Here is a 22,997-nt window from a genome sequence, read left to right on the forward strand (position 1 = left end):
AATTCATTGCTGATGTCTGCGGGTCATCGCCGCATAAATTCGCTTCTCTATCTCCAGGATCAGCAGAACCACAACCCCTGCGGCGATGATCTGAGCGCCCTGGGCAAAGCTCAATGGGCGGGTGTCAAAAAATGTTCTCATGAAAGGCGCATAGGTGAACGCGATCTGCAGCGCGCTCACCGCCCCCACGGCGATCAGCACGGCGGGCGTTCCCACAATGCCATGCCAGGTGATTGACGGCGCTTTCAAATAGCGCACGCTGAAAAGATAAAATATCTCAAGCACCACAAGCGTGTTGACGACAATGGTGCGGGCTTCCTCAACATTCGCGCCCTGCGCCTGCACCAGCGCGAACATGCCGGAGAGAACACCGAGAAACAGGGTCGAGACGAACCCCACACGCCAGATCAGAAACCCCGAGAGTATGGCTTCTCCGGCAGCCCGTGGCGGACGGCGCATGATATCAGGCTCGGCCGGTTCAAAGGCAAACGCCAGCGCCAGGGTGACCGCCGTAACCATATTCACCCACAAAATCTGCACCGGTGTGATCGGCAAGGTGGAGCCGAGCAGAATGGCCGCCATCATGACAAGCGCCTCGCCGCCATTGGTCGGCAGGATAAACAGAATTGCCTTTTTCAGATTGTCATAGACGGTCCGGCCAGTGCGGACAGCCTCTGCAATCGTCGCGAAATTATCGTCGGCAAGCACCATCTCCGCCGCCTCCTTCGCCGCTTCGCTGCCATTGCGTCCCATCGCAATTCCCACATCGGCGCGTTTCAGTGCCGGTGCATCATTGACGCCGTCACCGGTCATCGCGACCACTTCACCGCTGGCCTGCAGGGCCATCACCAGGCGCAATTTGTGCTCCGGGCTGGTGCGTGCAAACACCGCTGTGTCCTGAACCCGGCGCCGCAGGGTTTCATCATCCAGCGTGTCAATTGCGTGGCCGGTCAGGACTGCATCCGGATTTTCCAGGCCAAGCTGCCGGGCGATCGCCCTTGCTGTCCCGGCATGATCGCCGGTGATCATCTTCACATCGATCCCTGCGCTCCGGCATTCAGCAACGGCAGCAATGGCCTCTGCACGCGGCGGGTCGATCAGGCCGAACAAGCCAAGCATGGTCAGTCCGGATTCAACATCGTCGACGGACAACGCCGGATGCGGCCTGCCGGTGGCCTTCACCGCAATGGCGAGGACCCGCTGGCCACGAGCTGCAATTTCTTCGACCTGAGACTGCCAGTAATCTGTGTCGAGCAGCTCATCGCCATTGCTGCCACGCTGTTGCCCGCACATCTGCAGCATACGTTCCGGCGCTCCCTTGACGTAGATGACCCCCTCACCGCCCGGGCTGTGCAGCAGAACCGCCATAAAGCGGTGCCGGGCATCAAACGGAATAACGTCACTGCGCGGCAGAGCACTGGTTTCGGTGTTCTCGTCCAGCCCGGCCTTACCGGCAAGAGCAACCAGAGCACCTTCCATCGGATCGCCCTCAATGGTCCATCGGTCATTTAGCTGATTGAGGCTGGCATCATTGCACAGCAGCCCCGCACGGGCGATTTCACGCAGCACCGGGTGGTTGCCGGCCTCAACTGCCTGCCCCTCCGACGCAAATTCGCCATGCGGCGCATAGCCAGCACCGCTCACTGTGAACCGGTGTCTGGCGGTTGCAATTGAAACGACCGCCATTTCGTTGCGTGTCAGGGTGCCGGTCTTGTCAGAACAGATCACCGAGACCGATCCAAGTGTCTCGATGGCCGGCAGGCGCCGGACAATGGCGTTGCGCCGTGCCATGCCCTGCACACCAATGGCAAGGGTAATGGTCAGGATCGCCGGAAGCCCTTCCGGAATAGCAGCAACTGTCAGCCCGACCACAGCGATGAAAATCTCGCTGAAACTGTAGTCGCGAACCAGCAGGCCGAACATCAGCACGAGGACGGCGATGCCCAGGACAGACCCTGTCAACCACCTGGCAAACACGCCCATCTGCCGTGTCAACGGCGTCTGCAGTGTCGTCACCTCCGCCAGCATCGAACTGATCCGGCCAATCTCTGTGTCGGCCCCGGTGGCAACGACGACGCCTTTTCCCTGGCCATAGCTCACCAGCGTGCCGCTGAACGCCATTGAACTACGGTCCCCAAGCGCCACGGTTTTGCCAACCGCCAGCGTCGATTTCTCTACTGCAACAGATTCACCGGTCAGCACCGCTTCTTCGATTCTCAGGCTGCTGGCCTCTGTCAGCCGCAGATCAGCGGGCACCCGCGCGCCCGCTTCAAACAGCACAATATCGCCCGGCACCAGCTCACTGCCCGGCACGGTGCGGCGCTGGCCCTGGCGGATAATGCTGGCCTTCGGTGCCAGCATATTGCGGATCGCATTCAACGCATTTTCCGCCTTGCCTTCCTGCACAAAGCCGATCACCGCATTGACCATGACAACGGCCAGAATGACCAGCGCGTCGAGCCAGTGGCCCAGCAATGCGGTCACCGCGCCGGCACCGATCAGCACATAGATCATGACATCATGAAATTGCGCAAAAAACCTTAGAAGCGCTCCGCGCCGTTTTGTCGGCGGCAACAGGTTGGGACCGAACCGGGCCAGACGATCGCGCGCCTGCTCTTCGCTAAGACCGGTCGCACCGGATTGCTGAAACGCCAGGGCTTCATCAACGGAAACAGCGTGCCAGGCCCGCTCGCCTTGCGGTGCTGCGGAGATTTCGTCCGTTGCAAGATTACGCTGTATCACCGTCATGAAATTATCCGTCCTGATCCGGCCCGCAGGCATGCAAGGTCTCCGGCGGCCTGAACTGTCGTGTCATTTCAACTGTTATTCCGCAGCCTGCGCCGCACCTTCGCCGATCAATGCCGCATCATCCTTGACGCAGATCAAAGCTGTAAAACTGCAGTGTATCGCGATTGCGTCCCAGGTAAAATTTGCAAGGAAAAATCAAGCCGCACCGGCTCCTCATCAGTTTTCATCGCAATTATTACGGTCTTAAATCAGATAGGTCTGGCAGGTCCGTCAGGGGCAAATTGAAACTTACCGGTGTTCAGAATTTGCAAGTCTTTTCAAATACCACAACGCCACCAGTGGCACGACGATCCATTGCAGGATCGGCGACAGACCGGTTCCGAACAATGGCAGTGTCGGCATGTCGGCATCGTAGGTCCAGCGCCGCAGAATCTCAGTGTTGAGATACTCCAGGAAGACAGTGATCACCAGTCCTGCAGCCAGAAACACAATGACATTGCGCCGGTCAAGTGCAGCAATCCATTGCCGCCCGGACAGCAGAGCCACTGCCCAGAACGCAACAAGCCCGATCACCACATCGCCCAGCGTCGCCTGAAGGCAGACACGAATTGCCGCCAGATGGGACACGTCATCCAGGCTGGAAAACAGTGGCGACTGTAGAATTTCCCATGCAAAATGTAACAGGAAGGTCAGGATCACCAGGTCGATTTCCGGGTATCTGGACAACAGAATTTTCACAAGATCAACCTCGTTCCGTAGCGCCGGATCGCTCCATCATCTTCGTCAGGCGAAGAGAACGGGACATTCACGGGCGCATTTATTGCGTAATATGATGTAGATCAGATGCAGCGTCCCGAGCCCTGCCAGCAGGCAGAAGAACGAGATATAGGCATAGCGCAGCAGCGTCACGTCGATGATCACCACGGCGATGATCGTCAGACCGAAATAACGCACATGTAGATAGCGTGACATCAGCGGTGGAACGATAATCAGAAACAGATAAATAAAATAGGTGACCCAGCGCGGCATCAGATAGTCTAGCAGCATCGTACCCTCATAGGCCAGGGAATCCTGATTGACCTGGACCTCGACCCATTCCGGGTTCAACACATGCGGCACATACAGCAGAAGACCGAACAGGATACCGATCGCGGAGAATACCAGAAACAGCTTTTTGCGCGGGCTGTCCGGCGGCTCAAGAACGTAGATCGAGATCGGAATCCAGATCGGCCACATGAACCATGTGAAGAAGATAAAACCCATCGCCCCCCATAAAATCGTGAAGGGATCGCCGCCGTTCACGCCCAGCCAGACATTTCCCTCCATGAATTGCTGAAGGCCGGCGAATAAAGGCATCAGCGCAACCGGCAGATAACGCCTGTTGATCTGCCAGGCTTTCCAGCTGGCAAATGCGCCGCCCCCCACCAAAAAGACACTGGCGCTAAAACTGACTTCTGCAGACAGACACATATACCAACCTCATGTCCCTGGCGGGTTGCATCGACCGCGCCGTGACCGGTGCGGTTCAGCACCGACCGCAGACGGCAATTACCCGTGCCTGGCACGGCGGGTCAGTTAAGTGCAAGTTTGTCAAAGACCCCAGGCATAATCGGGAATCCGGCTTAGATTGACCGAGACATGCCCGAGTCCTTCGATGTTGTCGAGGGCAATCCGCGCAGCTTCTTCTTCGGCATCAGACCCGGCAATGCCCCAGACATCTACGTGGTCACCACTGACGACCACATTCAGTTGAGCCGGGTTGAGACCGGGCACTTCTGCCAGGGCCCCCAGCACAATGTCTCGCTTCTCGCGGTCGCCGCTCTGTGCATCAATTGTGGTCACGGGCGCAGCTGCAAGGGCTTGTAGCAAATTGGCCCGGCTGACGATGCCCACCAGATTGCCGTTCTCGACAACCGGCACGCGCTTGATCCGCTTTTCTTCCAGCAGCCGCGCAATCGCCGCGGCAGAGGTATCCGGCGTCACGACTTCCACATCTTCCGTCATAATGTCCCTGGCGCGACGGCCCCGCATCGCGACGAAATCAGCCGCCGACTCCTCAGGATCGGAGAACAGCGACAGCCACCACGATTTATGCCGTTTGACTGTGCCCTCGACCCGCCGCATCAGATCACCCTCACTGATCAGTCCGACCAGCGCACCGCTATCATCAATAATCGGAACCGCACTGATGTGATGTTTCATCATCGCAGCGGTGATCTGTTCTACAGTCGAGTCCGGCGCGGCTGACACGACTTTTTTGGTCATGATGTCCTGTGCCTGCATTTTCGGTATCCTTCCGGGGTAACGGCACAGCGGCATCGTGCCGCCTGCGTGCCTCAAGCCTTCATATTGAGACGTTCCGGACAGTGATCTGTTACAGCGGGTGCACAAAAAAGCGGCCATGCTCCGCGACCGGAGATTTTACAATTGCCGGACTGAACTATTGGATGCCTATCCGGCATCACGGCGGTGAGGACAGAAAGCGGGCACCTGCGCGGCAAGCGTTTGGCAAGAGGCCTGTGAAAGGAAAACGGTGGCAGCAGGGGCAGCCTTCCTGTCCGGTACTCTTCGACAGAAAGACTGCCCCGTTTTCGGTGGCTGTCTAATCCATCGCGGGCAGCACGCCGTTTTCGATGGCGGCAGCGAGTTCTGCCGGATCGACCGCACCATCTGCATTGGTATCAATTTCGGCGTATTGTTCTTCGGTCAGAGTGGCATATTCGGTCTGCATTTCAGCCAGTGAATACAGGCCATCTTCATCGGTATCCATCTCATGGGCCATTGCCGATGTGGCGATTGCGGCAGCACCAAGGGTTGCGCCAATGGCATAAATCAGTCTGTTCACGGTAGTTTCCTTTCTTAAGTTCCACAGGTCACGCCGTTCCGATTGGTCCGGCAATTATGCATCATGCATGCCGCCGCCATCCGACAATGCCGATTGCGATCAGCAACACCGCGCCCAGCCCGTAAACCAGCAGCATCCAGGTGGGCAGATAGAAAGTCATATAGACGTTCCAGCCAATATAGCTGAGGCTCTTGGTCACCAGCGAAGGCGTGCCGGTCAGCGATCCGCCCAAAGTGCCGGTGATCGTGATCACCAACGCGCCGATTGTGGCCAGCGTGAAGGTCACCCAGCGTTGCCCGCCATCAAACAGATTGCGGCGGAAACGATAGCCAAGAACGCTCATCACGGTCCAGTAGGACAGGGTCCATGTCGCCAGCATGATGTGGTTGCGCCCCAGCGGCGATTCTGTGATCGCCGACCACGGATAGATCGTAAGGCCCAGTGAATAGGTCACAAATCCGGCGAGCGTGCCAAGCGCAGCCACAGGCCAGATCGCCTTTTGCAGCCGAACGGCGAATTCAGAGTCCGAGAAGCTGCGAATCAGGATGAACAGATAGGCGGTCATCCATAGCCCGACCGGAAAGTGTGCGACAAGAATGTGATAAACCGGGCTGAGCGAAAACGCGGGCGTGCCTTCGACGGCAACGGTGACCCCTCCGCCTTCGCTGTGCGCCAATGCAGCACCGGTCGCCGCAAGCATCAGGGCCGCAGTCGCGAGGCCGATCCAGCGGCCTCGTCGCATCAATCCGGGGCGTTTCATGTCGGCTTCCTTTCTGGCATTCGTGGATGGGTTTTGCGTATCGGCCGGACGGTTCATGTCGATTCCTCCCGGCGACGCATCAGAAGGTTGATGTTGATGCCAAGTCCGACGATCAAGCCGAGGCTGGCGATGAGCGTCCAGATCCATTGACGCTTGATTTCCTGGGCGAATTCGAGCTGAACACCGTAGAGGGCAAGCTGTTCTTCGCTGTGGCGGTAGGCCACCGGGACGCGCGCTGCGATACGGTCTGCACCCGGATGCTGGCGTGCGTCGGTCAGACGGTCCCACGTGACCTGACCGGGATAGAACATCGGTATTTCCGTCCAGGGGCCGCTCCAGTCGGGCGCGGTGCCGGCCTCGAACCGTTCAGCCACCATTTGCGCCGGTTGTTCGAGGCCCAGCGAGACCGGCAGCGAAACATAGTGCCAGCGCATCGTCGAAGCATTGCGGAATACCGCAAAGGCCAGATCGTAGCTGCCACCATCGCGGAACATCTTGTCGTCCAGCGGATTACCGGTATCCATGTCGCGCACCAGCGTCACGTCCCAGAAGCCGTTGCGCCAGCGCGCCGTCTGCGGCATTACGACGTCACCGCGCGACCCGGTCGCCTCGCGCAGATAGCGGCGCGGAATGGCATCGCCGTTTTTCCAGGCGTAATCCGGATCGAACGGCACTGCAGTTTCGGCACTCAGGTAATAAGTGTCGTTGAACCCAACCTCCCCTGCGATCACCGCGTCGATCGACAGCGCGGTTTTGCCGGCGATCTGGGGATCGAACATGTATCTCGGTTGGTTGGCCGCCGTATCCCAGTTGGTCGTATAGGGGCCGGAGCCGGCATCGCCGCCGCGCTCTTCGGCAACGAACCCATCATCGCCCAGGCCGATCGGGTTCGACCGGCTCGAGCGCCATTGCCACAGGTCGATGAACTGACCCGCCGCGCGCAATCTCTCCAGTTCGCTCTCCGGTTTGATCGAGTCGAAATCATCGGAGTCGGTCCGGGTCGAGGGCAGATATTTGGTGCGTTCTTCATCGGTTTCCGGCACGCCGGTGAAGGTGGTTAGCCCTTCACCAATGGTGATGTAACCGCCATAGCGGCTGAATAAAGGTACCGAGCCATCATCGATCATCATCGCAACCCGGTCCTCGGTCAGAAATTCCGGGTTCGACCCCAGCGCCGCGCCGCCGCGCTTTTCCCAGTTGCCGTCCTGATAGACCAGCACATCGTTGAACAGGCTCGGCCGATCCACCGGCCAGCGGTAGCGGAAATAGATCCGTTCGCCGTCAAAGGCCGCTTTGACCTGAAGCTCGGATGTCAATTCCTCGGGAATGACGATGTTGCGTTCAGGATCATCTTTGACAATCCCGGTTCCGTGCGTAGCCCAGCCAAGCACTAGAAGCCCGGCAAAAAGCGCGGTCGATCCCGCCAGATAAAGCGTGCGCATCCTCAGGCCCCGCCCTTGCCGGTCGTGTTGTTCCTGTTTGCGGTCTGTGATGCAGAACCGACCCGGATATGGGCGGGGGCTTGAGCCCTGGCAATGCCGGAAAAATAGGCAACCATCAGGCTGCTTCCCAGCAATAGAAAAAGCGCAGTCTCAACGAGCCATGGCATAGCGATATCCTTTCATTTGCGTTTTTCGCGGCGCTTTCGACGCCAGTGACCCCGAACAGGCCGCCTATCTAAATAGACGTGCAAAGAGAAGGAGCGTTACGAGCCGGCTACAAAATTTCAAATAGGGTCAGGGTCGGGTTTTGGTTGGGGGTAATCGGAAACTCTGTAACGGGAACGTCCGCCGGACGTCTGTTACTAACATTGGATAATCGAAACCAGGCCTCCGACTTGTCTCCAGCTATCAGCGAACGAATGACTTTTGCCGGTGCAAGCTACCGAGCTGTGAAGTCTTGTCCCTGCAGCTTTACGCGCCCAGTTCGGGTGAGCCACCCACCGCCACGGGAACCTGTTTGACATGACTGTATCTGCCTTCGCCAGGATCATTCTGGCAATGCTGCTCTGGGCGCTTTGTTTTCCATTACTCACCATCGGTATCACTCTTGCGCCGCATCTGAGTTTTGCAACGCTGCGCGCGGTTCTTGCCGGGCTTGTGCTGATCGGACTGGCGCGCGCGCTTGGCCGCCCGTTTCCGCGCAGCGCTGCAATGTGGAAAACGCTTGCGATAATGGGTGTCGGAGCTACCAGCCTCGGTTTTCTCGGCATGTTTCACGCCGCAGAATTCGTCTCGCCGGGCATTGCCACAGTGATTGCCAACACCCAGCCACTGCTCGCAGCCGCGCTTGGCGGCATTGTGCTGGGCGAGCGCCTGAGCCTGGTTGGTAAAACGGGACTCTTTATCGGTTTCCTCGGGATCGTCGTCATCGCGGCGCCGGTAATATTTTCCAGCGGCGGGGAGAGTTACCTCATTGGCGTTGCCTATATCATTCTTGCGGCACTCGGCATTACTGTCAGCAATGTCATGATCAAGAAGATTGCCGGCCGGGTCGATCCGTTCATGGCGATGGGCTTGCAACTGTTGATCGGCAGCATCCCGCTGGCCATAGCTGCAGGCCTGACCGAAGATCCCACCGCAATTCAGTGGACATTCACATTTGTTACGGTCCTGCTGACACTTGCCGTGTTCGGATCAGCACTGGTTTACGTTGTCTGGATGTCGGTATTGAGTGAGGTACCGCTCAATCAGGCCAATGCTTTCAGCTTTCTCATCCCGGTTTTCGGTCTGACAATAGGTGTGCTGTTTTACGGCGAAAATCTGGGCCTTCTGAAACTTGCAGGAATCGTTCTGGCAATCATCGGTGTCGTTCTGGTGACCCGGAAAGGCGCCGCAAAGCCGGCCGTTTTACCACCTGCAAAAGCTCCGGTGCCGACTTGACTGAAATCAAAGCACCGCCAGCAGACCTCAACCATAAATATATGCAACATGTTTCACAGAAGGTGACAGCAAATGTGCGCTCACAATTCCGATTCCATACAAAATCAGCATCATAGGCCAATGGCCGATAACGGCTCCAGCTCCATGACGCCTGCAATCGAAGCGGCCCTGAAGGCACATTATCGCGACTTCCTGAAATATCTGCTGCGCCGGGTCGGCGATCCGGCTGCGGCAGAGGACATACTGCAGAATTTCTGCCTGAGGGTCATGCAAAGCGGAACTGAACTGAGGGATGACCGCAGCGCGATCGGCTGGCTCTACAAGGTGCTGCGCTCCGTGTTGATAGATCACTACCGCAAGGACGCGGTGCGGCAGCGCGGCCATGCCAGCTACACTCAGGAGAAACAGGTGCTGAAGGACAATCACGCGGCTGCGGACAGCGATGAAGCCATATGCAAGTGCATACGCGGGCTGGTGTCAGACTTACGGCCCGAATATGCCGAACTGGTAATGCGGATCGACTTCCTGGAGGAGCCTCGCGATCAAGTCGGTGCCGAGCTAGACATTACGCAGCAGAATCTTCGGGTGCGGCTTCACCGGGCGCGTTTGGCGATCGGCTCCGCCCTGCAAAAGCATTGTGGGACATGTTGTAAAGCAGGGTATGACGACTGTTCCTGCGACCGCGATTGCACCAGAACCGGGTCACCGGCAGATCAACAACTTCGTTCTGTCTGAACCCGCCCACCTGCTGGCATTATCTGTACACCCTGCCAGCCAGGGTGGCGACGAGATTGCAAAATGTTCAGAATGCAACCGACTCTGGAAATCTTCGAGTTGCAACTTGAGCAGATTTCAAGAATGTCAGTGCAGGCAGGAATTACTTTCCTGTGCCGGATCAGACTTATGATTGCCGCGTCCGCAACTGCAATCGCGGAAGCTCTGTTCACAGCAACTGCCACAGGAATTGTCGAGTTCCTTGCGCAAAGCCTGCCGGGCGCGGTGCAGCCGAACTCTGGCATTTGCCGGAGTAATGCCGAGATCCACGGCCACTGCCTCACGGGCTTCCCCAGCCAGATCGATCCGCTGCAGAATTTCCGAATAGTCCGGGCGAAGCGCCGAAATGAGCTTCTGGAAGCACTTGCACAGACTGTCTTCCATCGGCATGTCTTCACTTTGATCGCCAAACAGCAATTGCTCTTGCACATACGCTTCTTCGCGGCGTTTGCGCGCCGTTTCGCTGCGATAATGATCCATCAGCACGGAACGCAGCACACTGTAAAGCCAGGCAATCACACTGTCGTTGTCTCTGACTTCGTCGGCTTTTCTGACGGCGCGCAGGAAGAAATTCTGAAGCACATCCTCTGCCGTGCTGCGGTTGCCAAGACGGCGGGTGAGAAACCGCAAAAAGGCGTGATGATTTTCAGTCAGAGCGGTCTCGATGACCGGGCGCACCGGCGCTTTGCCCTGGACCACTTCATCACGTGTCCTAACCGGTTTGGCTTGGTGGATTTGCGCTGCGATCATTGATCATCTCCTTGATCTCGATTCGGGATACGGGAAGAACCGGGAATTGTTTCAACTCAGCGACATGTCCCTTGCATTTGGTGGTCCGGCTATTCAAAACAACCATCTCTGCCATATTCCCTTGATCGAATTGCAGGGCGTCAGGCGCGTCACATAGCTAATGCAATAGCCAGGTGTTCACCGGTTGGTCTTTGATCTGGGTCAATTCATTTGCACCACGCGGTCCCACCGTCAATTTGTATCGCACCAGCCATCCGGCAAAGGCGAAAACGCAGCCTCTATCCGGGTTTTGCAGCGGTCGGGGCCAAAGCAATTCAGTTAAATTCAAACCGGGAATGTTCTATTCCTGCAGGGTTGGGTGCAGCGTTAACATGGTGAGATGAAGCAGCTTGCGGCGGCCTGCCCGCAGGCGCTTTGTGACTTCTCTCTCGCTGAGCCTCATTTCGGCAGCTATCTCGGATGGCGACTGATCAAGTATTTCAGCCCGCCAGACCGGTTCGCCATGAACCGGGTCAAGCAGTGCGATGAGCGTGCCGACGGATTCCCGCAGAATTGCTTCCAGTTCGCCATCTTCAAAGTCTTCCGCCTCTGCGGCATCAAGATGACCATTTCCCCGATCACCATTATTATCACCGCCTTGCTCATCCATCGTTGAAGCTGATCCGGTGCAACAGCAGTCCGCCTGTCCGTTTTCTGTAGTTGGATCACATTGACACGGTCTGTTTTGCAAAATTTGCCGATCTGCTGAACCATCAGGCCTGTCAAGACTGCGCCTGATCATGTCTGCGTCCCGGGCGGCACAGGTTTTACATTCCACTTTATCACCTAACAAATTCCGATTTTCCTCCGCCCCTATCCGCTCCAGGCCAAAACATGGAGTCCAGGGTCCTTATAGAGACGCCAAACAAAAGCTGATCGTTACAAACTTTCAAAAAGCGCTGCAACAAGACGCCAGCGGAATCACCGGAACGGCCAGACTGCCAGACTGCCAGACACGTTGCGGACCATTCGGCTGTAACGGTTTGAACGCTAAAACGTCTTCCAGAACATCAAGTTGAAAAGAGCGCCAGACGCGCAACCAAGGACGACAGACCGGCCTGCCGGAAGACATCGTCAATGTCGAAGGCGGTGCCATCGCCCATGGCCATCCGATCGGCGCGACCGGCGCTGTCCTGACAACGCGGCTGCTGCACGCAATGCAGCGCGATTCCGTCAATCGGGGCCTTGTCACCCTTTGCATTGGCGGCGGTCAGGGAATCGCCCTCGCCCTGGAGTCCGTTTTATGAATGTGCGGTCCATTTGACGCACCAAAACAACCGTCCTGACGATCGCCTTATTGGGTTGGCTTGAATTTCCACCAGTGCAAAACAACCTTGAAACTTCAAATTGCCTGTAAGCCGCGAGTATGCGAATTCTGAAGACTCCGCATACTCGGACTTTTCTATCGAGAAAGTAACACTGACCGGAAAGGAAGGCGAAAATGCTTGTTGCCGTTCTAATGGCCGTATCACTTGTGGTTGTGACGTTTTTGATCCATTACGTGGCCTTGCGTTGGATGTCGAGCGGGATGGCACATATTCCAATGCGACCCGATATGCGTATTTTTGTCATTGTCCTGATGGCACTTGCCACTCATCTCGTTGAAATTGGTGTTTACGCACTTGCTTATGGACTGGGAGAAAATGTGTTCGCGCTCGGCAGTTTCAGCGGTAGGGCGGTGACCGGATCGCTCGATTATCTGTATTTTTCGATTGTGAGTTACACCTCGCTCGGACTTGGCGACATATCTCCCACTGAGCATCTGCGTTTCATCACCGGCGTTGAGGCATTGAACGGGCTGCTTCTGATCGCATGGTCAGGCTCGTTCACCTATATGGCCATGGGCAGGCTCTGGACCTGGCAGACCTGTGTCGAACCGGATCCCAGATAACTCCAATCAGAGTGCCCGGGGTTGGATGAGGCACAACGTCCCTTCCCGCATTTGAACTGACAACAACAAGATCACAAAACCAGCGAGATGGACTAATGAAATCTGAATATCAGAAAAACAGCATCAGCCTGCTGGGCGGTATTTCAATGGGCACGGGTGTCATGATCGGCGCAGGAATTTTTGCGCTGACCGGGCAGATTGCGGAACTGGCTGGGCCGTGGTTTCCGCTCTCCTTCATTGCAGGCGGGATTGTAACTGCCTTCAGCGCCTACACTTATGTGAAAATGTCGAATGCCTTTCCCTCAGCGGGCGGGATCGCGATGATCCTGCAGAAAGCGTATGGTCCGGGCGCCATCGCAGCGGCAGCTTCGCTGCTGATGGCACTGTCGATGGTGATCAATGAGAGCCTGGTCGCCAGAACCTTCGGCACCTATCTTCTCAGACCATTCGATTTGGCAGCCAACGATATACTCGTGCCCGTGCTTGGTGTCGCGCTGATCATATTTGCCTATATTATCAATATATCCGGCAACCGTTCCATTGGCCTTTTCTCGCTGATCATGGCGTTTCTGAAAATCGGCGGCATCGCCATCTTCGGCATTGCAGCGCTGGCCGCCAGCGGCTTTACCTTCCAGCCGGCTTCCGGAGCTTCGCAATCCATCCCGATTGCAGGGTTCACTGCATCCATCGCGCTTTCAATTCTTGCGTTCAAGGGCTTCACCACAATTACCAACAGCGGTGCCGAGATCGTAGATCCGCACAAGAATGTCGGACGCACCATCATCATTTCGATCGCGATCTGCGTCGTGGTCTATCTGCTGGTCGCCTTCGGGGTTGGCTCCAGCCTGTCGCTGGACCGGATCATCGCCGCCAAGGATTATGCGCTGGCGGAAGCAGCGGCGCCGGCATTCGGTGCCTATGGCTTCTACTTCACCATTGCGCTGGCTGTGGTGGCCACCGCTTCCGGCCTGATTGCAAGCGTGTTTGCGGTCTCGCGCATGCTGGCAATGCTCACCGAAATGAAGATGATTCCACACCGCCATTTCGGCATGTCCGGCCCGATCCGCGACCACACGCTCGTCTATACCGTCGTGATTGCCTCAATTCTGACCGTGTTTTTTGATCTCAGCCGGATTGCGTCACTCGGGGCGTTTTTCTACCTGATAATGGATAGTCTGATCCACTGGGGCGTGTTCCGTCGTCTGCGCAGCGAGATCGGTGCCAAAGGCTGGGTGCTGATTGCGGCGATAGCCCTGGATCTGCTGGTACTGGTAGTGTTTGCCGGCATGAAGCTGCAATCCGATCCGATGATTGTCGTCATCGCTGCCGGCTTCATAGCCGCAGTGTTTGCCTATGAGCGTGTTTTTCTGTCGCAATGGACCGGCAAAGGCGACCATGGCAGTCACTGAAACTGCGGAAAGGGCCGCAACCTTCACTGTCATGGCAGCGGCCTGACGGGCCGGTCAGCGTCGTATGGCCCGGCGCTGATCAGGCAGCATTGTCGACCACCCGCCTTCGGGACTTGCCACTGGCCAGGTAATCGCGGGTCAGCGGTACGGCATCCTGCTTTTTGGCAATCTGGATCTGGAAAACCACATGGCCGTTGTGGCGAAAGGCCATTTCGCTGGCAATCAGGTAAAAGCGCCACATCCGGCAGAACCGTTCGTCATAAATCTCCCGCACTTCGTCCAGATTGGCCTCGAACCGTTCGCGCCAGATCCTCAACGTGTCTGCATAATGCAGACGCCAGACTTCAATATCGGTGACATACAGGCCGGACTTCTCGATCACGGCAAGGACTTCCGACAGCGCAGGGCTGTAGCCACCGGGGAAAATATACTTCGCGATCCAGGGATTGGTTGCACCGGGGCCATCGGCACGGCCGATAGTATGCAGCAGCGCGACCCCGTCATCGGACAACCGCTCCCGCAACACATCGAAAAATTCCTTGTAATGCGGGACACCGACATGTTCGAACATGCCAACCGAGACAATCCGGTCGAAACGGCCGGACACATCACGGTAATCCTTAAGGTGGAACCGCGCAAGATTGGCAAGTCCGGCAGCCTCGGCGCGCTGTTCGGCAATACGGTGCTGTTCCCGTGACAGGGTAACGCCGGTGACCTCAGCACCATGTTCACCCGCCAGATAAAGCCCCAGACCGCCCCAGCCGCTTCCGATATCGAGCACCCTTTGACCGGATTGCAGCAGCAGCTTGGTGGCGATCAGCGCTTTTTTGTTCTCCTGAGCGGTCTCCAGACTGTCCTTGGGGTTGCGGAAATAGGCACAGGAATATTGCCGGTCCGCGTCCAGAAACAGATCGTAAAGCGCACCCGACAAATCGTAATGATGCGCCACGTTACGTTGCGCCCGCTCAGCCGGATTGAACTGCGCGAACCCGCGATACAGCCACCGCAGCCGCCCCAGCCAGCGATAGTGCCAGACGTCGGGATGACGCGCCAGATTCACCACCAGCACCCGGATCAATCCATACAGATCGTCCTCATCGACGGTGAGCGTGCCATCCATATAGGCCTCACCGAGTGCAAGATCGGGATTGATCAACAGTTTGCGGGGTAATGATTGCGCATGAAGCCGCACGGTCACCGGCGAGGCGGCGGGTTCTCCGAAGCGCATTGAAGCCCCTTCAGGAAGAACGACCACGAGACTGCCTCGTTTAACAAGGCGGGACAGAAAATATGACAGAAATTGCGCCCACATAGTCTTGTCTCAGTCTTGGGATTTTTCGGTCTTACAATCGCATTCTACTCAAATTATCGATTTTGACTACAGTATCAAACCAATTTTCTTGGCGTTGCTGCACCAATTTCAGTGCCATTAACCATAAGACGACAAATTCAGCCCTGCGTTACACCCATAGCACAGCAGCAACACTTATTGCACGGCAGCAACATTGGCACCGCTGGCGAAGCGGACAGCTTTCCTGCGGGCAGATACATCCGCCACTATCTGCGATCTGCACACAATGCTGCCCTGAATCAATGCAGGCGGCGATACAGCAGCTTCATCAACAGATGTCGCTTGGCTTAATTCCGGCCTGTCAAACTGCAGGGAACATCCAGTAGCTCCGGTGCCCCCAGCGATACGCACAGATGCTTGCAAAGTAAAAATCGCACATCCGACTGTAACAAAGTTACCGCTTGTCCGTCTGACTGGTAATCCGTTCGGAGGGCTCAACCCGCTATGGCGTGCCGCTCCCGACCACACAGAATCGATCAGATGAATTGTCCAAAGGAGCCGACCATGCCTGATACACAATCTTCAAAAATGCCCGTTTCAACTCCGCCAAGCCCTGCCGTGCTGCGGTTTCGCGGACTTGATCTTCAAGCCATGACAGAGCTGCAGTTGCGCAATATCGACGCGATCAGGCAGATGGTGGAACTGATATTCGACAGTGCCCGGACCATCACCGAACGCCAGGTGGCATTCTTCAACACAGCGGCCAAAAAAACCGCAGCCGCGTCGGGGCGCAGCGACGTACTGCTCGACCCGACAGCCATCTTTGAGCGCCAGAACGAAGCCTATCGTGAGCTGTTCGGCGCGCTTGCAGACCAGGCCGGAGAACTTGCAGAAGTGACGTCCAAATGCTGTACCGCAGTGATGCACGATGCCTCCCCAATAACGGACGACATCGCCAAGGGTGAAACTCCCGACGGGACGGTAAACCATGCCGGATGCTGTGGCGGTAAGGGCAAGAAAGTGGCCGCAAAGCCGGAAAAGAACAAAACTGGCAGCGCTGCCGCAAAAACCGCCGCGAAACAACCAGACAAACCAGGTACCACGGTCGCAGCAGGAAAAGCCGCCGACGGATACAAGCCACACCCAGTCCTATGAGCGCATTGTTTTACTTTCTGGTTTGGGCTGCCGTCATTTTTGTGATGATGCGGTTTGGCTGCGGCTCGCACATCATGGGAAACAGCCACGGCAAAGCCGGGCATGGCGGCAACCAGACAGAGCTGCCAGGAGCGGAAGGTCTGCGCTGGATCCCGCCGGAAACGGACCTTGATCCCGTCTGCGGCAAGACCGTCCACACCAGCATCGCCAAGCCAAGCGTCCATGATGGCAGTGTCTATTATTTCTGTTCACGCGACTGCCGCGAAATTTTCGAAGCTGCGCCCCGGCTTTATGTTGGTGGCGTAACCAGCACCCCACAACCTCAATTGGAGAATCGTCATGTCTGACGCCAGTCTTTCTTCAGTGAACGCTCCGCCATTCGGCACAATATTGCCGGTTCAGGTCACACCACGGATTCCGGTGATTGCCCTTGGTACAAGCCTTGGCCTGTTTCTTGCCATTACTTTTACCCTGTGTGTCCTGTTTGATCTGCTGTTTCCCGGCCAGGCGATGTATCAGGGCTGGTTGCAATTGCTTCCCGGTTTCACCTGGCTCAGCTGGCAGAGCTTCCTGCTTGGTCTGGTCGAGAGCTTCGCCTATGGGTGGTATATCGCTCTGATATTCGGCCCGCTTTACAATTTCTTTGCCGCGCGCAGCGCCAGGAAAGGCCGGTCATGACAATGAGTGCGAGAAAAATGAGTGCGAGAAAAAAGACCACTGCCCGCCGCAACCAGCACCCGACAGTGAAAATTGCGCATTCCTTTGGTGCCCAGCCCTCTGGTGCCCAGTCCTCTGTTACCCTGGCCGCTGTTGCCCGGCGCATTCCTGCGGCAGAACCTGCTGCCGTACAAGACCCGACCTCCGGCTCAGAATCTGGTGCGAAATTCGGCCTCACGGCCACCGATATTCTCGACTACCAGTTGGACTATTGGCAGCGGTCCATTCTGTTCTGGGATACAATGCGCCAGCGCGCTGACAACATGCTGGAACATGATAGGGCTGGCATGCCGCCGCTGCTCGACTTCAAATATGAAACCATCCTGGATGCCCGCAATTTCGAACATCCGGCAAATTATGCGCTGCTGCGTGTCAGCGAGGTGGGTGAAGATTGCTGGGAAGATTGTGTCGATCCCGCCAAGCCACCAGTCATCGTAATTGATCCGCGCGCCGGACATGGGCCGGGAATTGGCGGATTCAAGCACGATTCAGAAGTCGGCATGGCGCTGCATGAGGGCCATCCGACCTATTTCGTGATCTTTTTCCCCGAGCCGGCACCGGGGCAGACTTTGGCTGACGTGCTGCACGCGTTGCGGCGCTTTGCCGAAGAAGTTTCCGCCCGCCATTCCGGTATGGCGCCTGTGCTGTACGGTAACTGCCAGGCTGGCTGGGCGGTGACATTGTTGTCCGCTGACTGCAAAGGGCTTGTCGGACCTGCCGTCCTCAACGGCTCGCCGCTGTCTTATTGGGCTGGCGAGGCCGGGGTCAATCCGATGCGTGTTTCCGGTGGTCTGCTCGGCGGTGCCTGGCTCGTCCATCTAATTTCTGATCTTGGCGATGGCCGCTTTGATGGTGCCTGGCTGGCGCAGAATTTCGAGAATCTGAAACCGGAAAAGGCCATCTGGGAGAAATATGCCAATCTGTTCAGCCGGGTCGATACGGAACGCGAGCGCTTTCTGGAATTCGAGCGCTGGTGGAACGGTTTCTATTTTCTCAGCCGCGAGGAAATTGTCTCGATCGTGGAAAATCTGTTCATCGGCAACAAGCTGGAAAAGGGAGTTATGCCGATTCATGAGGATTGCAGGGCTGATCTGCGCAGCATCCGCAATCCGCTGGTGATTTTCGCCTCTTATGGCGACAATATTACGCCGCCGCATCAGGCCCTGGGATGGATCCCGGCGGTCTACGAGGACACCGCCGATCTTAAAAAGGCCGGGCAGCGCATTGTCTATCTGACAAATCCCCATGTCGGCCATCTCGGTATCTTCGTTTCGGCCAAAGTTGCGCGCCTCGAGCACCGGGCAATTCTTGAAAGCCTTGAGGAGATCGAAACACTTGAGCCCGGATTGTATGAAATGAAGATCGACAATCCCAGCGGCGATCCTGATTGTCACATGCCGCAATTTGCTGTCCACTTTGAGGAACGTCAGGTTGGTGACCTCAGTTTTCCACAGCAGACCGAGGCGTTTGAGCGGGTCGAGGAAGTATCCGAGGCAGGTGAAGCGTTCTATCGCGCGATGGTCAGTCCGTGGATCCAGGCGGCATCCAATCCGTGGAGCGCCGAAGCGCTGAAATGGCTGCATCCGATGCGAACCAGCCGCTACCTGTTTGCCGAATCATTCAACCCCTGGATGAATGTTGTAGCGCTGCTTGCCAAAGGCGTTGCTGTGAACAGGACGCCGCTGCCGCAGGACCATCCGCTCAACCGCAAGGAACGTCAGGTCATAACCCACATTTCCGAGGCGGTGGAAAGCGCTCGAATTGCCCGTGACAGTGCCTATGAGCAGCTCTTTCTTCTGCTTTACGGAAACGCGCCCCGAAAATAGCCGCCTCTTCATTAGCGCCAGTTCACGGAAGGCGTGACTACTCATGGTCTCAAACGGAACATTGCTGGTCCTCAACAGCGGCTCTTCCAGTGTCAAATTCGCATTGTTCGATCTGGCATCGCACGAGCCCCGCAGGGTCTGGTCAGGCGCATTCCAGCGCATCGGCTTCGATAACGGGCGCTTTACGGCCAGCGATGTCGGGGGCACAATTCTCGTCGAAGAGACCTTGCCAGTTCCAGATCATGTTGCGGCACTCGACAGGTTGCTCGACTGGATCGGGCGGCAGGCCATGCAGGACGAACTCGTTGCCGTCGGCCATCGCATCGTCCATGGCGGAGAGGATTGCGACTGCTCGCTGCTGGTCACGCCGGAACTGGAAGCCCGGCTGGAGCATCTGATCCCGCTGGCGCCGCTGCATATGCCGCACAATCTTGCCGGTATTACAGCAGTGCGCATGCGCCGGCCCGATCTCGTTCAGGTGGCCGCTTTCGATACAGCGTTTCGCCACAGCCTTCCCCGCATCGCCCGGATGACGGGCCTGCCGCGCAGTTTGTTGGACAACGGCATCCGGCGCTACGGCTTTCACGGCCTGTCCTATGAATACGTCGTTGAAGACATGCGCCGGCGCAGCGGTCATATCGCCGCCGCCGAGCGGATTATCGTCGCTCATCTCGGCAATGGCGCGTCAATGGCGGCGATCAGGGATGGCCGCAGTGTCGAAACCTCGATGGGCTTCAGCACCCTTGCCGGCCTGCCGATGGGCACGCGCCCCGGCGATCTTGATCCCGGCATCCTGTTGCATCTCATGCTCGAACGACAGGTCTCAGCAGAGGAATTGCAGGACATTCTGTATCATCAGTCCGGCTTGCTCGGTCTGTCAGGCCTCAGTCGCAATATGGCGGATCTTCTGGCCCGTCCCGACTTGCCGGAAGCCGCCGAGGCGATTGATTTCTACTGCCATCATGCACGCCGCCATCTGGCCGGCCTGACCGCAGCACTCGGCGGCCTTGACCGGCTGGTTCTTACCGGTGGGATCGGTGCCAATTCGCCGGAGATTCGCGGGCGGATCTGCGATGGAATGGACTATCTCGGGCTTGCGCTCGATGCCGACCGCAACAACGCGCAACAGCGGGTCGTATCAGCCGATGACAGTCCCGTTCTGATCGAAGCTTTCAAGACCGACGAGGAACTGGTCATTGCACGCCATGCACAGAACCTGCTCGGGGCGGCGTCAATCGCCGGAAAGGTACAGAATTATGGCTAGTCAAGCCGCAACGCTCGATGATCTGCTGAACCGAGCCAAAACCCGTCCGCCGATCCGCGTCGCCGTGGTCGCCGCCGATCAGGCACTGGTCCTGCAGACAATCAGAGAGGCCACATCACTCGGCCTGATTGTACCCCGGTTGATCGGAGATCCTGACGCCATCCTTGCCGGTGCCAAAGAGGTCGGTCTGGTCCTCGATCCAGAGGCTATCATCGCTGCGAACAGTGAAGCTGAGGCGGCACGGGTCGGCGTCGATCTGGTCCGTAGCGGCGGTGCCGACGCGGTCATGAAAGGTTATATCCATACCGATATTCTGATGCGGGCGCTGCTGGATTCAACACGCGGTTTGCGGATACAAGGCCAGCGGGTCAGCCATGTTTTCATGATTGATATCCCGTCTTATCCCAAGCTGCTCGCAGTTACCGATGCGGCCATCAACATCACGCCGGATCTCACCGCTAAACAGCAGATTCTGCAGAACGCCATCACCCTGCTGCATCATCTTGGCATCCCCACGCCCAAGGTGGCCGTGCTGTCTGCAGTTGAGACGGTCAACCCGGCCATTGTCTCGACCGTTGATGCTGCCAGTCTCGCCGTCATGGCGCGGCGCGGCCAGATCAGCGGCGCAATTATTGACGGGCCGATGGGTTTCGACAATGCGATCTCGGCAATTGCAGCTCGCGAAAAGCGCATCGTCTCCGAAGTCGCAGGCGATGTCGATATCCTGCTTGTGCCGGATCTCGTATCCGGCAACATTCTGGCGAAAAATCTTGAATATCTGGCCGGGGCCACCGCTGCAGGCATTGTTCTGGGCCTGTCTGTGCCCGTCGTGCTGAATTCTCGGGCCGATCCGCCTTCCGCGAGGCTGGCAGCTCTGGCGCTTGCCGTGCTGATGCACCGCCCGGCACCACCGCAACAGCGAATTGAAGAGCTGGAAGCCGTCATCTATTGCGCGGCTCAGGCCGAATCTGCCTGTTGTCCGCTTGCAGTCTGACATCAGCTGTAAAACCAGTCCCATTCAACCTCTCCAAGCGCGAAAGAAGTTCATGCGAACATGGAAATCATCGATCTGAAGGGCCGTAAAGGCCTCATCGTTGGAATTGCCAACGAACACAGCCTCGCCTGGTCGGCCGCCAGGCATTTCTCAAACGCCGGGGCCGAACTGGCAATCACCTATCTCAATGACAAGGCAAAGCCGTTTGTCGAACCGCTGGCCCGCGAGGCCGGCAACTCACTGCTGCTGCCTTGCGACGTTTCCCGTCCGGGCCAGCTGAAAACAGTGTTCGAAACAATCGAGCGGGAATGGGGCCGACTGGATTTCCTGCTCCATTCCATCGCCTGGGCCCGTAAGGAAGACCTGCACGGCCGGCTGACCGACTGTTCGGCTGACGGCTTCGCCCAGTCCATGCTGATCTCCTGCCACTCTTTCATTCAGATGGCAAAACTCGCCGAACCGCTTATGGACAAGGGCGGCAGCCTCATCACCCTGAGTTTTTACGGTGCTGAAAAAGTGGTGGATCACTATAATGTGATGGGGCCGGTGAAAGCTGCGCTCGAAGCCTCGGTGCGCTATCTGGCTCATGAGCACGGCAAGAAATCGATCCGGGTCAATGCAATCTCCGCCGGCGCAGTGGCCACAAGGGCAGCGTCCGGCCTCCAGCATTTTGACGAATTACTCAACGAGACCAGACGCAGAGCACCGCTGCGGCGCACCGTGGAGGCCAGCGAGGTGGGGCGTACAGCACTGATCCTGGCAAGCGATTATATGAGCGCTGTCACCGGTGAAACGCTTTATGTCGATGCCGGATTTCACATTCAAGGCATGGTGTTTCACTGATGACCGGTCCCCAAAAGGCTTTCTTTGTGCCCGACAAGGCAATCATCGTGACGGATCCGGTCTGCGGCAAGGATCTGGCGCTCGAACACGCTGCAGCTCACATTGAATATGAGGACTGGGCCTATTTTTTCTGCTCCAAAGCCTGTCACGATACGTTTCTGTCATCGCCCCAACAATATGCTTCCGGACATGCGCCGTCTTTCTCAGCGCCAGCGAATGCGCAAAAATGACGCTCCCAACTGCACCACTCTGTAACGCTGTGCTCTGCAATCCGTCTTAAGAATAAGCCGTTTCCTGGTTGGTCCAGATGAATATCGGCTTACGGATGCCCGCTGTTACCGCCGGGCGATGGAGACTGACATGAAAATACGCATAAACACGGCCCTCCCGGCATTGGCTGCAACTCTGATCTCGCTGCCGGCTCTGGCTCAGACACCGGCAGACGGGTCAAGATATTGGCATTACGGGTCGGATTGGGGATGGGGCCATATGGTGTTTGGTTCCCTCATGATGGTTTTGTTCTGGGGTGCACTCATTGTTGCAATCGTCTTTGCCGTACGCTGGCTTGGCACCGGATCCTCCCAGGGAGCATCGCTGGCGAGCGAGCGCAACAAAGCGCTTGATATCCTGCAGCAGCGTTTTGCCCGCGGCGAGATCGATCAGGAAGAGTTTGCCGATCGCAAACGGCATCTCACGGACTAAGGCCGGGAAGGCTTCGTCGCGGGCCAGGCCCTCGCTGTAACGCGCTTGAGCCGGGCCCGTCTGAAGCTTCAATCAAACAAGCAATGCGCCGCCGCCTGTCATAGACG

Annotated in this window: 24 protein-coding genes and 1 pseudogene; 14 read left to right on the forward strand and 11 right to left on the reverse strand. The window is 57.2% G+C overall.

All coding sequences use genetic code 11. The features are described 5' to 3' along the window. Window positions 1–3: 3 nt before the first annotated feature. From RAL88_RS08445 to RAL88_RS08480, 8 genes are all read right to left on the reverse strand, one after another. Window positions 4–2,748, reverse strand: coding sequence for a cation-transporting P-type ATPase (locus tag RAL88_RS08445; protein WP_306268694.1), 2,745 nt, complete (start codon window positions 2,746–2,748; stop codon window positions 4–6). Window positions 2,749–3,036: 288 nt separating this feature from the next. Further along, entirely contained in the window at window positions 3,037–3,486 is a 450-nt protein-coding gene (locus RAL88_RS08450) for a hypothetical protein (protein ID WP_306268696.1), read from the reverse strand. Between the two features lie 45 nt (window positions 3,487–3,531). Further along, the gene (locus RAL88_RS08455) at window positions 3,532–4,218 is read right to left on the reverse strand and encodes a DUF6629 family protein (RefSeq protein ID WP_306268698.1); all 687 of its coding nucleotides are present in this window, start codon (window positions 4,216–4,218) and stop codon (window positions 3,532–3,534) included. A gap of 120 nt (window positions 4,219–4,338) precedes the next feature. Continuing rightward, window positions 4,339–5,031, reverse strand: coding sequence for a CBS domain-containing protein (locus tag RAL88_RS08460; RefSeq protein ID WP_306268699.1), 693 nt, complete (start codon window positions 5,029–5,031; stop codon window positions 4,339–4,341). Between the two features lie 319 nt (window positions 5,032–5,350). Next, window positions 5,351–5,593, reverse strand: a complete 243-nt coding sequence (locus tag RAL88_RS08465) for a hypothetical protein (RefSeq protein WP_306268701.1) — start codon at window positions 5,591–5,593, stop codon at window positions 5,351–5,353. 61 nt (window positions 5,594–5,654) lie between these two features. Further along, window positions 5,655–6,410: a DUF2231 domain-containing protein gene (locus RAL88_RS08470; protein WP_306268702.1), complete on the reverse strand. Its 756-nt coding sequence runs from the start codon at window positions 6,408–6,410 to the stop codon at window positions 5,655–5,657. Then, window positions 6,407–7,795 (reverse strand): ethylbenzene dehydrogenase-related protein, encoded by a 1,389-nt coding sequence (locus tag RAL88_RS08475; protein ID WP_306268703.1) that lies wholly within the window; start codon window positions 7,793–7,795, stop codon window positions 6,407–6,409. Before RAL88_RS08475 ends, RAL88_RS08470 begins: the two co-directional genes overlap by 4 nt. Window positions 7,796–7,797: 2 nt before the next feature. After that, window positions 7,798–7,962, reverse strand: coding sequence for a hypothetical protein (locus tag RAL88_RS08480; protein WP_306268705.1), 165 nt, complete (start codon window positions 7,960–7,962; stop codon window positions 7,798–7,800). Window positions 7,963–8,317: 355 nt separating this feature from the next. On the opposite strand from RAL88_RS08480, the gene RAL88_RS08485 reads away from it, so the two are divergent. Continuing rightward, window positions 8,318–9,235 carry a DMT family transporter gene (locus RAL88_RS08485; RefSeq protein WP_306268706.1) on the forward strand — a complete coding sequence of 306 codons (918 nt, stop codon included), beginning with the start codon at window positions 8,318–8,320 and terminating at the stop codon, window positions 9,233–9,235. 144 nt (window positions 9,236–9,379) lie between these two features. After that, the gene (locus RAL88_RS08490; RefSeq protein ID WP_306268707.1) at window positions 9,380–9,970 is read left to right on the forward strand and encodes an RNA polymerase sigma factor; all 591 of its coding nucleotides are present in this window, start codon (window positions 9,380–9,382) and stop codon (window positions 9,968–9,970) included. A gap of 126 nt (window positions 9,971–10,096) precedes the next feature. Here RAL88_RS08490 and RAL88_RS08495 read toward each other — a convergent pair whose 3' ends face one another. Continuing rightward, complete coding sequence (locus tag RAL88_RS08495) at window positions 10,097–10,759, reverse strand: RNA polymerase sigma factor (RefSeq protein ID WP_306268710.1); 663 nt, start codon at window positions 10,757–10,759, stop codon at window positions 10,097–10,099. A gap of 340 nt (window positions 10,760–11,099) precedes the next feature. Beyond that, window positions 11,100–11,408 carry a hypothetical protein gene (locus RAL88_RS08500; protein WP_306268711.1) on the reverse strand — a complete coding sequence of 103 codons (309 nt, stop codon included), beginning with the start codon at window positions 11,406–11,408 and terminating at the stop codon, window positions 11,100–11,102. A gap of 436 nt (window positions 11,409–11,844) precedes the next feature. Here RAL88_RS08500 and RAL88_RS08505 point away from each other — a divergent pair. The 3 genes and pseudogenes from RAL88_RS08505 to RAL88_RS08515 all read left to right on the forward strand — a co-directional run. After that, window positions 11,845–12,045: pseudogene (locus tag RAL88_RS08505) on the forward strand (acetyl-CoA C-acyltransferase); the annotation flags it as partial. A gap of 194 nt (window positions 12,046–12,239) precedes the next feature. Next, complete coding sequence (locus RAL88_RS08510; protein WP_306268713.1) at window positions 12,240–12,689, forward strand: ion channel; 450 nt, start codon at window positions 12,240–12,242, stop codon at window positions 12,687–12,689. A gap of 95 nt (window positions 12,690–12,784) precedes the next feature. Beyond that, window positions 12,785–14,098 carry an APC family permease gene (locus RAL88_RS08515; RefSeq protein ID WP_306268715.1) on the forward strand — a complete coding sequence of 438 codons (1,314 nt, stop codon included), beginning with the start codon at window positions 12,785–12,787 and terminating at the stop codon, window positions 14,096–14,098. 79 nt (window positions 14,099–14,177) lie between these two features. Here the strand turns inward: RAL88_RS08515 and RAL88_RS08520 are convergent, their stop codons facing one another. Beyond that, complete coding sequence (locus RAL88_RS08520) at window positions 14,178–15,410, reverse strand: class I SAM-dependent methyltransferase (RefSeq protein ID WP_371932151.1); 1,233 nt, start codon at window positions 15,408–15,410, stop codon at window positions 14,178–14,180. A 543-nt stretch (window positions 15,411–15,953) separates the two neighbouring features. Between RAL88_RS08520 and RAL88_RS08525 the strand changes: the two genes are divergently transcribed. The 9 genes from RAL88_RS08525 to RAL88_RS08565 all read left to right on the forward strand — a co-directional run bounded on the left by RAL88_RS08525 (window position 15,954) and on the right by RAL88_RS08565 (window position 22,890). Next, window positions 15,954–16,544 (forward strand): phasin family protein, encoded by a 591-nt coding sequence (locus RAL88_RS08525; RefSeq protein ID WP_306268719.1) that lies wholly within the window; start codon window positions 15,954–15,956, stop codon window positions 16,542–16,544. Further along, on the forward strand, window positions 16,541–16,891 hold the full coding sequence (locus RAL88_RS08530; protein ID WP_306268722.1) for a YHS domain-containing protein: 351 nt from the start codon (window positions 16,541–16,543) through the stop codon (window positions 16,889–16,891). Before RAL88_RS08525 ends, RAL88_RS08530 begins: the two co-directional genes overlap by 4 nt. Continuing rightward, window positions 16,884–17,222 carry a DUF5676 family membrane protein gene (locus RAL88_RS08535; protein WP_306268724.1) on the forward strand — a complete coding sequence of 113 codons (339 nt, stop codon included), beginning with the start codon at window positions 16,884–16,886 and terminating at the stop codon, window positions 17,220–17,222. The genes RAL88_RS08530 and RAL88_RS08535 overlap by 8 nt, the downstream gene beginning before the upstream one ends. 17 nt (window positions 17,223–17,239) lie before the next feature. Next, complete coding sequence (locus RAL88_RS08540; protein ID WP_306268726.1) at window positions 17,240–19,087, forward strand: DUF3141 domain-containing protein; 1,848 nt, start codon at window positions 17,240–17,242, stop codon at window positions 19,085–19,087. A 43-nt stretch (window positions 19,088–19,130) separates the two neighbouring features. After that, window positions 19,131–20,351: an acetate/propionate family kinase gene (locus RAL88_RS08545; RefSeq protein ID WP_306268728.1), complete on the forward strand. Its 1,221-nt coding sequence runs from the start codon at window positions 19,131–19,133 to the stop codon at window positions 20,349–20,351. Next, window positions 20,344–21,345, forward strand: a complete 1,002-nt coding sequence (locus RAL88_RS08550) for a bifunctional enoyl-CoA hydratase/phosphate acetyltransferase (protein ID WP_306268730.1) — start codon at window positions 20,344–20,346, stop codon at window positions 21,343–21,345. The genes RAL88_RS08545 and RAL88_RS08550 overlap by 8 nt, the downstream gene beginning before the upstream one ends. A 60-nt stretch (window positions 21,346–21,405) precedes the next feature. Next, on the forward strand, window positions 21,406–22,188 hold the full coding sequence (gene fabI / locus RAL88_RS08555) for an enoyl-ACP reductase FabI (protein ID WP_306268732.1): 783 nt from the start codon (window positions 21,406–21,408) through the stop codon (window positions 22,186–22,188). After that, window positions 22,188–22,418 (forward strand): YHS domain-containing protein, encoded by a 231-nt coding sequence (locus RAL88_RS08560; protein ID WP_306268734.1) that lies wholly within the window; start codon window positions 22,188–22,190, stop codon window positions 22,416–22,418. Before fabI ends, RAL88_RS08560 begins: the two co-directional genes overlap by 1 nt. 130 nt (window positions 22,419–22,548) lie before the next feature. Continuing rightward, a complete protein-coding gene (locus tag RAL88_RS08565) occupies window positions 22,549–22,890 on the forward strand; it encodes an SHOCT domain-containing protein (RefSeq protein WP_306268736.1) in 342 nt (113 codons plus the stop codon). Window positions 22,891–22,997 lie beyond the last annotated feature (107 nt).

It is taken from the genome of Pararhizobium sp. IMCC3301, from assembly GCF_030758315.1.
Taxonomy (GTDB): domain Bacteria; phylum Pseudomonadota; class Alphaproteobacteria; order Rhizobiales.